The sequence below is a fragment of the Pseudomonas sp. NBRC 111127 genome (genome assembly GCF_001320345.1).
GTDB classification, from domain to species: Bacteria; Pseudomonadota; Gammaproteobacteria; order Pseudomonadales; family Pseudomonadaceae; genus Aquipseudomonas; species Aquipseudomonas juntendi.
The window spans coordinates 1-13432 of the sequence record NZ_BCBD01000148.1 but is presented as its reverse complement, the minus strand read 5'-3'; the positions used below and the strand labels follow the sequence as shown (position 1 = coordinate 13432).

Here is a 13432-nt window from a genome sequence, read left to right as displayed (position 1 = left end):
CCGCCCATACCCCGACATAGCCGAACGGCAGGAAGCTGCTGGCGCCGACAGCGTCCGTTTTGGCGATGTCGAACAGGTTGGCTGCATCGAAATGGGGCACCATGGCCACCAGGAACACCGCCAGGGCAATGGCGGCGATGGCCGTGATGATGAACATCAACTTCAGTGCTTCGCCCACCCCGAAGATGTGGATGCCGATGAACACCACGTAGAACGCCAGGTAGATCATCCAGCCGCCAATGCCGAACAACGACTGGCAGTAGGCGCCGATGAAGGTCGCGATGGCGGCGGGGGCGATCGCGTATTCGATGAGGATCGCCGTGCCGGTAAGGAAACCGCCCCAGGGGCCGAAGGCGCTGCGGGCAAAGCCGTAGCCACCGCCAGCGGTCGGGATCATCGAGGAAAGCTCGGCCAGCGAGAAGCACATGCACAAGTACATGGTGGCCATCAGCAGGGTCGCGAGGAACATGCCGCCCCAGCCACCCTGGGCCAGGCCGAAGTTCCAGCCGGCGTAGTCGCCGGAAATGACATAGGCCACCCCCAGGCCGACCAGCAGCACCCAGCCGGCCGCGCCTTTTTTCAATTCACGTTGCTGGAAATAGTCCGAACCGACCTTCTCGAAGTCGACGGAAGAGCCTGCCGGCGAGCCGGCGGATTGATCGCTTGGCATAGTTTCACCTGTTGTTTTTCTTGGTGGGCGGAAGGGGTCCGCGCCGATGGTGATGGGTACTGCAGGAAGCGAGCCAGGGAGCTGCAAGACTGAAGCTGCAAGCTGCAAGAGAAAAGCGAGTCGGCGGGCGATTCGCTTTATTCTTGCGGCTTGAAGCTTGCAGCTAGTTGCTTAGAAGAAGCCCAACGGATTGATGTCGTAGCTCACCAGCAGGTTCTTGGTCTGCTGGTAGTGGTCGAGCATCATCTTGTGGGTTTCACGCCCAACCCCGGACTTCTTGTAGCCACCGAACGCGGCATGCGCCGGGTACAGGTGGTAGCAATTGGTCCATACACGGCCAGCCTTGATCCCGCGGCCCATGCGGTAAGCGCGGTTGATGTCGCGGGTCCACACGCCGGCGCCCAGGCCGAACTCGGTGTCGTTGGCAATCGCCAGCGCTTCGGCTTCGTCCTTGAAGGTGGTGACGCTGACCACCGGGCCGAAGATTTCCTCCTGGAACACGCGCATGCGGTTGTTGCCCTTGAGCAGGGTCGGCTGGATGTAGTAACCGGTGGCCAGCGAGCCTTCGAGTTTTTCAACCTTGCCACCGGTCAGCAACTCGGCACCTTCCTGCTGGGCGATCTCGAGGTACGAGAGGATCTTCTCGAACTGCTGCTGCGAGGCCTGTGCGCCAACCATGGTGTCAGTGTCCAGAGGGTCGCCGCGCTTGATCTGCAGCACCTTCTTCATCACCACTTCCATGAACTGCGGGTAGATCGACTCCTGCACCAGCGCCCGCGATGGGCAGGTGCACACTTCGCCCTGGTTGAAGAAAGCCAGCACCATGCCTTCGGCCGCTTTCTCGATGAAGCTAGGCTCGGCTTGCATGATGTCTTCGAAGTACACGTTCGGCGACTTGCCGCCCAGTTCCACGGTGGACGGGATGATGTTTTCGGCAGCGCATTTCATGATGTGCGAGCCAACCGGGGTAGAGCCGGTGAAGGCAATCTTGGCGATGCGCTTGCTGGTCGCCAGCGCTTCACCTGCTTCGCGACCATAGCCCTGCACCACGTTGAGTACGCCTTTGGGCAGCAGGTCACCAATCACTTCCAGCAGCACGGTGATGCCCAGCGGGGTCTGTTCGGCCGGCTTGAGCACCACGCAGTTGCCAGCGGCCAGGGCCGGTGCAAGCTTCCAGGCGGCCATCAGGATCGGGAAGTTCCACGGGATGATCTGCCCGACCACGCCCAGCGGTTCGTGGATGTGGTAGGCCACGGTGCCTTCGTTGATTTCGGCGGCGCCACCTTCTTGTGCACGAATGCAGCCAGCGAAATAGCGGAAGTGATCGACCGCCAGCGGAATGTCGGCATTCAGGGTTTCGCGGATCGGTTTGCCGTTGTCCCAGGTTTCGGTAATGGCCAGCAGCTCGAGGTTCTGCTCGATGCGGTCGGCGATTTTCAACAGCACATTGGAGCGGTCCTGCACCGAGGTGCGGCCCCAGGCGTCGGCGGCAGCGTGGGCAGCGTCCAGTGCCTTGTCGATGTCTTCGGCAGTTGAGCGGGGGAATTCGGCAATCGGCTGGCCGTTCACCGGGGACGTGTTGGTGAAGTATTCACCCTTTACCGGAGGAACGAACTCACCACCGATGTAGTTACCGTAGCGGTTCTTGAAGGAAACCTTCGCGCCTTCGGTACCGGGATGTGCGTAACGCATGGTGTGTCTCCTGGCTATTGTGTTTGTTAGGGAGTGGGAAAGCGTAGAGCAAAGGTTGGGCCAGCGTGCGCGGCACCCGTAAAATCAATGGCTTGGGCGGGTGTGGCGGACACGTGGCAGCCAGCCTGTGCCGGTTGCGGTACGCCTGGGGGTGACATTTTGTGCCGTTCACGACACGTCACCCGTGGGTGCATTGCAATGCGTTCGCCGGTGGAGGATGCTGGTGGCACGCTCTATCTGCGGAGAACTACAACAATGCAGAGCAATCACTTCAGCCGCCATGCCCGGCAGGTCCACACTGTGGCCCATGGTGGTGCTGGCGAGGGCGTCAGCGACCCCTCCATTGCCCGCTCCTGGCTGCGTTGCCTGGAGGACTACCACCTCGACCCAACGGTGATCGAGGCGCCGGTGGTGCTCGAGCACGGGCGCTTGCTGGAAAGCCGCGAGCGCTTGCGCCAGGTGCTGCAGATCGCCGACCACGAAATGAACAGCCTGCACCAGCAACTCTCCGGGGCCGGCCATGCGGTGTTGCTGACCGATGCCCGCGGGGTGATCCTCAATTGCGTCAGCGCGGCCAGCGAGCGGCGCAGCTTCGAGCATGCCGGGCTGTGGCTGGGCGCCGACTGGAGCGAGGCGCGTGAAGGCACCAATGGCATCGGCACCTGCCTGGTCGAGCGCCAGGCGCTGACCATCCACCAGAACGAGCACTTCCGCGGCCGCCACACCGGGCTGACGTGCTCGGCCAGCCCGGTGTTCGACCCCCATGGCGAGTTGCTGGCGGTGCTCGACGTATCCTCGGCACGCCCCGACGTTTCACGGCAAAGCCAGTTCCATACCATGGCCTTGGTCAACCTGTCGGCCAAGATGATCGAAAGCTGCTACTTTCTGCGCCATTTCGAGCAGCAGTGGCTGCTGCGTTTTCACCTGCAGGCTGAGTCGGTCGGCCTGTTCAGCGAGGGCCTGCTGGCCTTCGACGGTGATGGCCGGATCTGCGCGGCCAACCAGAGCGCGCTGAACCTGCTGGGCAGCGTACGCAGCGGTGTGCTGGGCCAGCCGTTGGAGCGGTTTTTTGCCTGCAGCCACGATGAGCTGTTCGGCCGCGCGACGCCCGGGGGCAGCACGGCCTGGCCGCTGCGCACCCTGGACGGCCGCCAGGTGTTCGCCAGCCTGCGCGGCCAGGCGCGCGCGCCTGTATGGTCGGTACCCGTTGCCCAGCCGCGGCCCGCGCGTGTTGCAGAGCCGCTGGTATGCCTGCTCGACCCGGCGTTGCAGAATGATTTCCGCCGCAGTGTGCGGGTGTTCGAGCGCGATGTGCCACTGCTGCTGCGCGGCGAGACCGGATGCGGCAAAGAGGCCTTTGCCCAGGCCGTGCACCAGGCCAGTGAGCGCCGCAGCCAACCCTTCGTGGCCATCAACTGTGCCTCGATCCCTGAAAGCCTGATCGAGAGCGAGCTGTTCGGCTACCGCGGTGGCAGCTTCACCGGTGCGCGCAAGGAAGGCATGCGCGGCAAGCTGTTGCAAGCCGATGGTGGCACCTTGCTGTTGGACGAGATCGGTGACATGCCGCTGGCCCTGCAGACACGCCTGCTGCGCGTGTTGGAGGAGCGTCAGGTAGTCCCGATCGGCGGCGAGCCACAGGCAGTGGACGTGCGCATTGTCAGCGCTACCCACCGTGACCTGCTGCAGCGGGTCGAGCAGGGCACTTTCCGTGAAGACCTGTATTACCGCCTCAATGGCCTGGAAGTGGCATTGCCGGCCGTACGCGAGCGCAGTGACAAGGCGCAGTTGCTGGACTTCCTGCTGCGCCAGGAGGCGCAGGGCCAACTGATCGACATCGAACCGAGGGCGCTCCAGGCGCTGCTGGACTTTGCCTGGCCGGGCAACGTGCGGCAGATGCGCAACGTGCTGCGTACCCTGGTGGCGCTTTGCGAAGGTGGCCGCATCACTTTCCCGGATCTCCCTGCCATTGTGCGCAGCAACACTGGGCCTGTGGGACCGGGCGCGCCCGCGAAGCCGTCTGCCCAGCCGACACAGGGCGAGGGCGTTGCCCCCGTTCGCGGGCTCGCCCGCTCCCACAGGTCCGACAATGGACCAGGTGAGGGTACCGAGGTGTTGCAGGACGCAGAACGGCAAGCGCTCATTGAGGTGCTGCAGGCAAAACACTGGCACCTCACCCGTGTCGCCGAACACTTGGGCATCAGCCGCAATACCTTGTATCGAAAACTGCGCAAACACGGCATCACCCGGGGCGACTGAGCGAAACAGCGGGTGCGATTTGTCGCGCCCTGGGCTACCCTGCCTCGATGTTTTGCGAGGTCGACCATGCATATTCACATTCTCGGTATTTGCGGCACTTTCATGGGCTCGCTGGCAGTGCTGGCCAAGGAGCTTGGCCATCGCGTGACCGGTTCGGACGCCAACGTCTACCCGCCGATGAGCACGCAGCTCGAAGCCCAGGGCATCGAGCTGACCCAAGGCTACGACCCGGCTCAACTGGAGCCGGCACCCGACCTGGTGGTGATCGGCAACGCCATGTCGCGCGGCAACCCGGCGGTTGAATACGTGCTGAACAAGGGCCTGCCTTATGTTTCTGGCCCGCAGTGGCTGGCCGATCACGTGCTGCAAGGCCGTTGGGTGCTGGCCGTGGCCGGTACCCACGGCAAGACCACCACCAGCAGCATGCTGGCCTGGGTGCTGGAGCACGCCGGCATGAGCCCGGGCTTCCTGATTGGCGGTGTACCGCAGAACTTCTCGGTGTCGGCCCGCCTGGGGGCTACGCCGTTCTTCGTGGTGGAAGCCGACGAGTACGACAGTGCCTTCTTCGACAAGCGTTCAAAGTTCGTGCACTACCACCCGCGCACTGCGATCCTCAACAACCTTGAGTTCGATCACGCAGATATTTTCCCGGACCTGGCCTCGATCGAGCGGCAGTTCCACCATCTGGTGCGCACCATCCCCAGCGAAGGCCTGGTGATCCACCCGACCACCGAACAAGCACTGGAGCGGGTCATCGGCATGGGCTGCTGGACCCCGGTACACACCACGGGTGAAGGTGGCCAGTGGCAGGCTCGCCTGCTCAGCGCCGATGGCTCGCGTTTCGAAGTGCTGTTCGAGGGCCAGGCGCAAGGTGTGGTGGACTGGGCGCTGACCGGTCAGCACAACGTCGCCAACGCCCTGGCTACCCTGGCAGCCGCCCGCCATGTCGGCGTGGTGCCGGCCATGGGCATCGAGGGCCTCTGCGCCTTCAAGAGCGTCAAGCGGCGCATGGAGAAGGTTGCCGAAGTGCAGGGCGTGACCATCTACGATGACTTCGCTCACCATCCAACTGCCATCGCTACCACCCTCGACGGCCTGCGCAAGCGCGTTGGCGAGGCGCCGGTGATCGCAGTAATCGAACCGCGCTCCAACTCGATGAAGTTGGGTGCACACCGCGATGGCCTGCCAGAAAGCGTCAACGACGCCGACCAGGTGATCTGGTACGCGCCGGCCAACCTGGGCTGGGACCTCGCTGCGACTGCTGCGCAGTGCAAGGTACCGAGTGTGGTTGCCGAAAGCCTCGAAGCGATCATCGAACGCATCAAGGGCCAGGCCCGCCCGGGCACCCACGTGGTGATCATGAGCAACGGCGGCTTCGGCGGCCTGCATGGCAAGCTGGCCGAGGCGCTGAAGTGAACGGGCCGGAACGCGTTACCCTGGCCATGACGGGCGCTTCAGGCGCCCAGTACGGCCTGCGCCTGCTCGATTGCCTGGTGCGCGAGGACCGCGAGGTGCATTTTCTGATCTCCAAGGCGGCGCAACTGGTAATGGCCACCGAGACCGATGTGCTGCTGCCGGCCAAGCCCCAGGCGATGCAGGCCTTCCTCACCGAATACACCGGTGCTGCCGATGGGCAGATCCGCGTGTATGGCAAGGAAGACTGGATGTCGCCAGTGGCCTCGGGCTCGGGCGCCCCGGCAGCGATGGTGGTGGTGCCGTGTTCCACCGGCACCTTGTCGGCGATTGCCACCGGGGCCTGCAACAACCTGATCGAGCGCGCAGCCGACGTGACCCTCAAGGAGCGCCGCCAGTTGATTCTGGTGCCCCGCGAAGCGCCATTCTCCACCATTCACCTGGAGAACATGCTCAAGTTGTCGCAGATGGGCGCGGTGATTCTGCCGGCGGCGCCGGGCTTCTATCACCAGCCGCAAACCATCGACGACCTGGTCGACTTCGTTGTGGCGCGCATTCTCAACCTGCTGAACATTCCCCAGGACATGCTGCCGCGTTGGGGCGAGCACCACTTCGGGGTGGATGATTGAAACGGGCGCTGGCCGGCTTGCTGGCGCTGGGGTTGCTGAGTGGTTGTGCCACGGTGCGCACGCTGGATGCCAACAAGCCGGGGGCGCCGGTGGTGTATGCCGGTACGCGTCTGGATCTGTATGTGATCAACGGTGGTTGCTGCCCGCAGGATCGGTTTGGGGCTCAAGCCCCGAGCTATCCGGGGCTGGACCTGCCAGGGAGCATGCTGCTTGATACCCTGTTGCTGCCGTTGTCCTTGCTGACTGCTGCCGGTGTAGGCTTCCAGGCCACAGGGGGGCTGTGAGGGATTGCACGGTCCTGTGGTGTGGGAGCGGCCTTGCGTCGCGAATGGGCCGCAAAGCGGCCCCAGCAATGTTCGTGCTAAAGCTGAAATCCGGGGGCCGCTGCGCGGCCCTTTCGCGACGCAAGGCCACTCCCACAGGTACCGTGCAATGCTTACGGCTTACTTCTTGCCCAACCTGCGCAGTTCATCCGACTCCACGATCCGCACCCCGTCTTCTTCCTCGAGGGCCAGGCGCCATAGCGCACGGGCCAGGGTGCAGGCCTCGATCCCCCGGTATTTCCCTGGAATCAGCCGGGACAACGGTGAAACCAACTGCTCTGCCAGCCGCGGCTTGATGCGCTCGCCCAGCAGCAGAGACGGCCGCACGATGGTCAGTTGCGGCCAATCCTGCGCTTTGAGCGCCTCTTCCATCTCGCCCTTCACCCGATTGTAGAAAATCGATGACTTCGGGTCGGCGCCCAAGGCACTGACCACCAGCAAATGCCGTGCGCCCATTTCCCGGGCCCGTTTGCTGAACGCCACCACCATGTCCAGGTCCACCGCGCGGAACGCCGACTCGGAGCCGGCCTGTTTGAGGGTGGTGCCCAGGCAGCAATAGGCAACGTCGACCCTGCCGGCCAGCTGCGGCAGGAACACTGCCGGGTCACCCACCGGGTTTTCCAGGTGCGGATGTTCGGCCAACGGCCGGCGGGTCGGGGCCAGCACGCGGGTGATGGTGGGCTCGTTGAGCAGGCGGTCGAGCAGGTGTTCACCGGTGAGGCCGGTGGCACCGGCAAGCAGGACATGCTGAGGCGTCAAGTACATGATGTCTCTCCCTTGTTACACCCAAGTCTAGTGGTTGCCCGGGTTTTTTGCCTGTGCGCCCACCTTGGCCTGGGTCGTGTTGCGCAATGCTTCTTCGGCCTGTTGCCGGCGCAGTTGCTGCCAATGCTCAAGCACCGCCGGCGGCGCCCACAACTGAGGCTCAGAGGCGTCGAAACCTTCCCTTTGTTCCCTTTCGGCAACACTGCCGCGTGCCAGTTCAAACGCCTGTTTCAGGTCGTCGGTCTGGTTCAGGGCCTGGGCGAACAGGGCTTCGCCAAAGTAGGTGAAATCAGCTTCCTCCGAGCAACCGAAGGAGACACGGTCGGCGCGTGCGGCAGTCATGATCAGGGTACGCTCATCTTTCAGCGGGGCGATATACCCCCCTGAATAGCAGGCCGAGATGACAATGACCTTGTCGCGATCCTTCAGCGGCGCAAGGGCCGTTGCCAGCTCGTCGGCGGACAAGTCGGCCAGTTGCAGGCGGGGTTGGTCGAGCACCAGCTGGTGGTCTGCGCTGCCGTGGCTGGTGAGGTAGATGAACACCAGGTCTTCCGGGCCGCTGCGCTCGGCCAGGGTGCGGGCGGCACGCGTGAGGTTCTCGCGGGTTGCCATGGGGCGGTTGGCCAGGTGGTCGCGGTGGTTGACCAGGGTCACCTGGCCGCGGGCGCCAAAGCGTACCTTGAGCATGTTGCTGACGTAGTCGGCTTCACGCAGGAACACACTCTGTTGGCCATCACCGCCCACCACCAGGCTGTACAGCTGAATCGGCGGGGCCGAGCGCGGCACTGCGGCCAGCGCCTGTTGCAGTAGCCGGCCCTGGTTCAGCAGGGCGAGGTCAAGCGGATCGGGCAGCAGCGTGCCATGCTGGTCGCGCACGCGCACCCCGTTGGCCCACACGCCGCTTTCGACCTTGCCGTTGGGCAGGATCAGGCGCCCCTTGCCGTTGTAGGCATCGTTGAGGAAGCCGCCTACGTACTGGCTGCCGTCGGCCAGTTGCAAGCTGCCTTGGCCAGACAGCCGCCAGTCGGCGAACGTGCCTTTGTAATGGCTGCCGTCGCTGCCCAGCAATTCACCTTCGCCGATCAGCGAGCCGTCCTTGAATTGGCCGATCCAAACATCGCCATCGGCACTCTCGTAGCGGCCACGGCCTTCAATACGGTTGTCCTTGAACTCGCCGATGTACTGCTCGCCATCGACGCTGTCGTAGGTGCCGCTGCCTTGCAGTTGGCCATTGCTGAAATGGCCGCTGAACCGGTTACCGCTGGCGTCGCTGCGCACCCCCGCGCCGTTGGGCTTGCCCTTGGCGAACAGGCCCTGGTAACGGCTGCCGTCGGCCAGCACCAGCTCGCCGGCGCCGTCGTACAGGTCGTCCTTGAATTGGCCGCGGTAGGTTTGGTCGGCTTGCTTGAGGGTGCCTTCGCCATCGCGGCGGCCGTGCTTGAACGTGCCGGCATAGTGGCTGCCCGGTGTGGTCAGGTCGCCCAGCCCCTCGAACAGCCCTGCGGCGAACTGGCCGCGGTACACCTCGCCGTTCTGGCCGTGCCATTCGCCCTGGCCATGCCACTGGCCGTCCTTGAAGGTGCCGGCATACCAGCTGCCGTTGGGATAGTCGATCCGCCCCTCACCCTGCAGCAGGCCATCGACCACCTGGCCCCGGTAGCGCCCACCGTCGGGCAGGCGGGCATCCGGCGGCAGCAACGATTCGCCATCGCCACAGGCGGCGAGCAGCAGGACCAGGGTAATGGGGAGCAGTGGACGCATGGCGAGAACCGGGCAATAGGTCTGCCGATTATGACGCAGAATGGGATCCTGAAACAGCGAGCGCCTGCGCTGACGCACATCCCTGTAGGAGCGGCCTTGCGTCGCGATGGGCCGCGCAGCGGCCCCACGATTCCAGCTTCGCCGCAGAAATCGCCGGGGCCGCTTCGCGCCCCATCGCGACACAAGGCCGCTCCTACAGGATTTGTGCTGGCCCTTGGTCTTGTGCAGTACCTGTGGGCTTACTGGCGATGAAGCCAGTCAGCTCAACCTCAATGCCAGGTGATATCCCCGGTCTGGCGATGTAACAGCAACTCGGCCAGTACCTTGGTCATCTGTACGTGATGTACCGCATTGACCAGCATGTTGATACCCGGCTCACCGGCATTGGCGCAGATGTACTCGTCCAGGGTGTCTTCAATGCCGGCCATCAACTGCAGGGTGTGGATTACTGCGTCGACCGAGGGCATGTCCTGGTTGATGGTGTAGAAGGGGCGGGAAGTCAGTGTTTTGGGTGGATCGGGGACAATCTTTTTCATGATCACAACTCACACGTCGGTTCAGGAAATAGTCACCACTGCATCCTTTCTCACGGGATAGGGTGGCGACCGTGCACGGGGTGAGAAACCCGAGGACGTGTGAGCTCGGCCAGACCGAAGCCTGCCCGCGCACGGCTGCCATGACAAATGCCGCAATCACACATCTTCGGGTTTCTCACGCCCGGCCACCACACATGGCGACTCTGTGACGGTATCCCTGAGGTGTTTCCCCGACAATGGAGCGACTTCCGACAAGCTCGTAGGATAATTCGCTAGATGATCCAAGCTGAAGCATTTGGTTTCAGATTCAGAAATGTCTGACATCCCTTGAGCCTTGTTCGATAACTGTGGGAGCGGGCGTGCCCGCGAACACCGGCGAAGCCGGTGCCATTTACCGAGTCGTCGGCTTCGCGGGCACGCCCGCTCCCACAGGTTGAGGTGCAATCAATGCCCGCCTGGTGACACGATGATCTTCACGTTTTCCTCCTTGTTGTTCACCAGTTCCTCAAACCCTAGCTCGACAATCTGCTCCAGCCCGATCCGCCCGGTCACCAGCGGGCGAATGTCCAGCCGCCCGTCTGCAATGAAGGCAATGACATCGGCAAATTCGCCGTTGTACGCCAATGCCCCCAGCACCTGCTTCTCGGTGGATACCAGTTCGAAGAAGTTGAATTCGCTGGGCTCTTCAAAAATGCCTACCAGCACGCACTTGCCGGCCTTGCGGATGGTGTCGATGGCCAGTTTGGCCGTGTGCTTGTTGCCGATGCACTCGAAGCTCACATCCGCCCCCAGGCCGCCGGTAAGCGCGCGAATCTCTGCCAGGGCATCGCACTGGCTCGGGTCGAGCACCACGCTAGCGCCGACTTCCCTGGCCTTGGCCTTGCGCGCAGATGACATTTCCAGCGCAATTACCTGCGCCGCACCGGCTGCCTTGGCGCACATGATGGTGCACAGGCCGATGGTGCCGGCGCCCACCACCACCACGGTCTGGCCCAGCAAGCTGCCGGCCTTCTTCACCGCATGCATGCCCACCGCCAGCGGCTCGATCAGCGCGCCAGCCTCTGCCGGAAAGCCCTGCGGCAAGCGGTACAGCAGGTTTGCCGGCACATTGACCCACTCGGCGAAGGCGCCGTTATTCATCAGGCCGGTGAAGGCCAGGCGTTCACAGATGTTGTACAGGCCATGGGTACAGTAGTAGCAGGTGCCGCAATGCTGGCAGGCGTCTGCAGCCACCGGGTCGCCGACGGCAAAGCCTTCGACGCCCTCACCCAGTTTGGCGATCTGACCACAGAATTCGTGGCCGAGAATGCACTGGCCCTGGATGCCGGTCAGCGGGTGCGGCGCCTCGACCGGGATGAATACCGGCCCGGCGACGTATTCATGCAGGTCGGAGCCGCAAATGCCGCACCAGTCCACCTTGATCTGTACCCAGCCCGGCGCCGGGTCGGCTGGCAGGGGGACCTGTTCTACGCGAATGTCGTTGCGGCCATGCCATACGGCAGCGCGCATGTGAGTGTGGCTCAAGTCATTCATGGTTGTTCTCCAGGCTCACGGAATAGGTTCAGTGCTTGCGCAGGAATGCGAGCAATTGCTGGTTGACCTGGTCGGCCGCCTCCATCTGCACCATATGGCCGGCCTCGGGCAGCACCAGTATTTCAGCCTCCAACCCTTCGGCATGGCTGGCCGGGATGATCGCGTCCTTGCCGCCCCACACCACCAGCGCCGGGTGCTGCCCCAGCACGCCACGCAGGTCGTGGCGTTGGCGGTCGCCTTCGGCCAGTGCCGCAGCCAATTGCTGCAGGGCCTGGTCAACGCCTTCCAGGCGCTTGAACCTGAGCATGTCTTCCAGCATCTGCCGGGTGACCAGCGCCGGGTCGGCGAACAGCTGCACCATCTGTGGCTTCAGGGCATTGCGGTTCGCTGCGCTGACGAAGCCTTGCAGGTATTGCCCGTTGATCGCTTCACCCAGGCCGGCACTGGCCACCAGGCTCAGGCTGGCCACCCGCTGCGGTGCCAGGCGCGCCACGTTCAGGCTGACTGCACCGCCCATCGAATGCCCCGCCAGGTGCGCCTTGGCAATGCCCAGGTGGTCAAGCAGGGCCAGCACGCTCTCGCTCAGTTCATCCAGATCGCCGCGCTGCAGGGCCTTGGCCGACTCGCCATGCCCCGGCAGATCCACGGCGATCACCCGCCGCTCGGCCGCCAGCGCCGGGTGGTTGAACAGCCAGTTGTTAAGGTCGCCGCCAAAGCCGTGCACCAGCACCAACGGCGTGCCGCCTTCACCCAGCTCGAACCAGCGCAGCAGGCGGCCACCCACTTCAGCCTTTTGCGGGGCCGGGCCCTGGGCCTGGTCGGCGCCGCCTTCGGCGACGAACTCGGCCTGGAAGCGCTGCACCACGGCATCGATCTCGGCCTCTTCGGCTTCGCCTTCCACGACCACGGCCAGCAGCGCGCCCACCGGCAGGGTTTCATCCGGCTTGGCCACCTGGCGGCGCAGCACGCCGCTGAACGGGGCCTCGACACTGCTGCTGATCTTGTCGGTCTCGACGTCCAGCACCTCGTCGCCTTTGGTGATCGGGTCGCCTTCCTGCTTGAGCCAGGTGTCTACCCGGCCCTCGGTCATCGACAGGCCCCACTTGGGCATGGTCAGGGTATGGATCTGGCTCATGCGGCACTCCTTGCAGCTTCGATCACTTTGCGCACGGCGGCCTCGATCTTCGCCGCGTCGGGGATGTACAGGTCTTCCAGGGCGTCGGAGAACGGTACCGGGGTGTGCGGTGCGGTGACCATCTCGATCGGGCCCTTGAGCGCAGCGAAGGCCTTCTGCGCCACCAGGGCACTGATATCGGTGGCCATCGAGCAGCGCGGGTTGGCTTCGTCGATGACTACCAGGCGGCCGGTTTTTTCCACGCTCTCCAGAATGCTGGCTTCGTCCAGCGGGCTGGTGGTGCGCAGGTCCAGTACTTCGCAGTCGATGCCCTGGCGGGCCAGGTTATTGGCGGCCTCCAGGGCTACATGCACCATGCGCCCGTAGGTGACCAGGGTCACGTCGTCGCCATCACGCAGGAAGTTGGCTTCGCCGAAGGGTACCGTGTACACCTCTTCCGGCACTTCGCCCTGCATGCTGTAGAGCAGCTTGTGCTCGCAGAAGATCACCGGGTCGTTGTCACGGATCGCCTGAATCAGGAGCCCCTTGGCGTCGTATGGCGAGGAGGGGCACACCACCTTCAGGCCTGGAATGTGCGTCCACAGCGAGGTGAGCATTTGCGAATGCTGGGCCGCTGCACGCAGGCCTGCGCCGTACATGGTGCGCATCACCAGCGGGGTGACTGCCTTGCCGCCGAACATGTAGCGAAACTTGGCAGCCTGGTTGAGTATCTGGTCCAG

The 13432-nt window shown here is 63.9% G+C and carries 12 protein-coding genes; 4 read left to right on the top strand and 8 right to left on the bottom strand.

Annotation, left to right across the window (positions count from 1 at the left end):
* Positions 1-670: amino acid permease (locus APH30_RS21645; RefSeq protein ID WP_156326594.1), on the bottom strand; the 670-nt coding region annotated here is incomplete at its 3' end.
* 171 nt (positions 671-841) lie between these two features.
* Positions 842-2362 (bottom strand): aldehyde dehydrogenase family protein, encoded by a 1521-nt coding sequence (locus APH30_RS21640; protein WP_009685743.1) that lies wholly within the window; start codon positions 2360-2362, stop codon positions 842-844.
* Between the two features lie 255 nt (positions 2363-2617).
* Here APH30_RS21640 and APH30_RS21635 point away from each other — a divergent pair, with 255 nt between their 5' ends.
* The 4 genes from APH30_RS21635 to APH30_RS21620 all read left to right on the top strand — a co-directional run bounded on the left by APH30_RS21635 (position 2618) and on the right by APH30_RS21620 (position 6944).
* Entirely contained in the window at positions 2618-4618 is a 2001-nt protein-coding gene (locus APH30_RS21635) for a sigma-54-dependent Fis family transcriptional regulator (RefSeq protein ID WP_054913726.1), read from the top strand.
* 66 nt (positions 4619-4684) lie between these two features.
* Positions 4685-6034: a UDP-N-acetylmuramate:L-alanyl-gamma-D-glutamyl-meso-diaminopimelate ligase gene (mpl, locus tag APH30_RS21630; protein WP_054913725.1), complete on the top strand. Its 1350-nt coding sequence runs from the start codon at positions 4685-4687 to the stop codon at positions 6032-6034.
* Entirely contained in the window at positions 6031-6660 is a 630-nt protein-coding gene (gene ubiX / locus APH30_RS21625) for a flavin prenyltransferase UbiX (RefSeq protein WP_009685747.1), read from the top strand. The genes mpl and ubiX overlap by 4 nt, the downstream gene beginning before the upstream one ends.
* Positions 6657-6944, top strand: a complete 288-nt coding sequence (locus APH30_RS21620) for a YceK/YidQ family lipoprotein (RefSeq protein ID WP_054904355.1) — start codon at positions 6657-6659, stop codon at positions 6942-6944. Before ubiX ends, APH30_RS21620 begins: the two co-directional genes overlap by 4 nt.
* A gap of 159 nt (positions 6945-7103) precedes the next feature.
* On the opposite strand, the gene APH30_RS21615 is transcribed toward APH30_RS21620, so the two are convergent.
* From APH30_RS21615 to APH30_RS21590, 6 genes are all read right to left on the bottom strand, one after another.
* Entirely contained in the window at positions 7104-7748 is a 645-nt protein-coding gene (locus tag APH30_RS21615) for an oxidoreductase (RefSeq protein ID WP_054913724.1), read from the bottom strand.
* Positions 7749-7775: 27 nt separating this feature from the next.
* A complete protein-coding gene (locus APH30_RS21610) occupies positions 7776-9509 on the bottom strand; it encodes a C13 family peptidase (protein ID WP_054904354.1) in 1734 nt (577 codons plus the stop codon).
* A 269-nt stretch (positions 9510-9778) separates the two neighbouring features.
* Positions 9779-10045 carry a hypothetical protein gene (locus APH30_RS21605; RefSeq protein ID WP_029886942.1) on the bottom strand — a complete coding sequence of 89 codons (267 nt, stop codon included), beginning with the start codon at positions 10043-10045 and terminating at the stop codon, positions 9779-9781.
* Positions 10046-10489: 444 nt separating this feature from the next.
* Positions 10490-11554, bottom strand: coding sequence for a 2,3-butanediol dehydrogenase (locus APH30_RS21600; RefSeq protein ID WP_223809663.1), 1065 nt, complete (start codon positions 11552-11554; stop codon positions 10490-10492).
* 52 nt (positions 11555-11606) lie between these two features.
* A complete protein-coding gene (locus APH30_RS21595; protein ID WP_054913723.1) occupies positions 11607-12713 on the bottom strand; it encodes an acetoin dehydrogenase dihydrolipoyllysine-residue acetyltransferase subunit in 1107 nt (368 codons plus the stop codon).
* On the bottom strand, positions 12710-13432 hold a 723-nt coding region (locus tag APH30_RS21590; RefSeq protein WP_054913722.1), incomplete at its 5' end, for an alpha-ketoacid dehydrogenase subunit beta. The genes APH30_RS21595 and APH30_RS21590, both read right to left, overlap by 4 nt.

What these genes read in the sequence shown, in the direction of transcription:
- APH30_RS21640 (WP_009685743.1), bottom strand. Translation starts at nt 2,362, where the DNA reads ATGCGTTACGCACATCCCGGTACCGAAGGCGCGAAGGTTTCCTTCAAG.
- APH30_RS21635 (WP_054913726.1), top strand. Translation starts at nt 2,618, where the DNA reads ATGCAGAGCAATCACTTCAGCCGCCATGCCCGGCAGGTCCACACTGTG.
- mpl (WP_054913725.1), top strand. Translation starts at nt 4,685, where the DNA reads ATGCATATTCACATTCTCGGTATTTGCGGCACTTTCATGGGCTCGCTG.
- APH30_RS21615 (WP_054913724.1), bottom strand. Translation starts at nt 7,748, where the DNA reads ATGTACTTGACGCCTCAGCATGTCCTGCTTGCCGGTGCCACCGGCCTC.
- APH30_RS21610 (WP_054904354.1), bottom strand. Translation starts at nt 9,509, where the DNA reads ATGCGTCCACTGCTCCCCATTACCCTGGTCCTGCTGCTCGCCGCCTGT.
- APH30_RS21605 (WP_029886942.1), bottom strand. Translation starts at nt 10,045, where the DNA reads ATGAAAAAGATTGTCCCCGATCCACCCAAAACACTGACTTCCCGCCCC.
- APH30_RS21600 (WP_223809663.1), bottom strand. Translation starts at nt 11,554, where the DNA reads ATGCGCGCTGCCGTATGGCATGGCCGCAACGACATTCGCGTAGAACAG.
- APH30_RS21595 (WP_054913723.1), bottom strand. Translation starts at nt 12,713, where the DNA reads ATGAGCCAGATCCATACCCTGACCATGCCCAAGTGGGGCCTGTCGATG.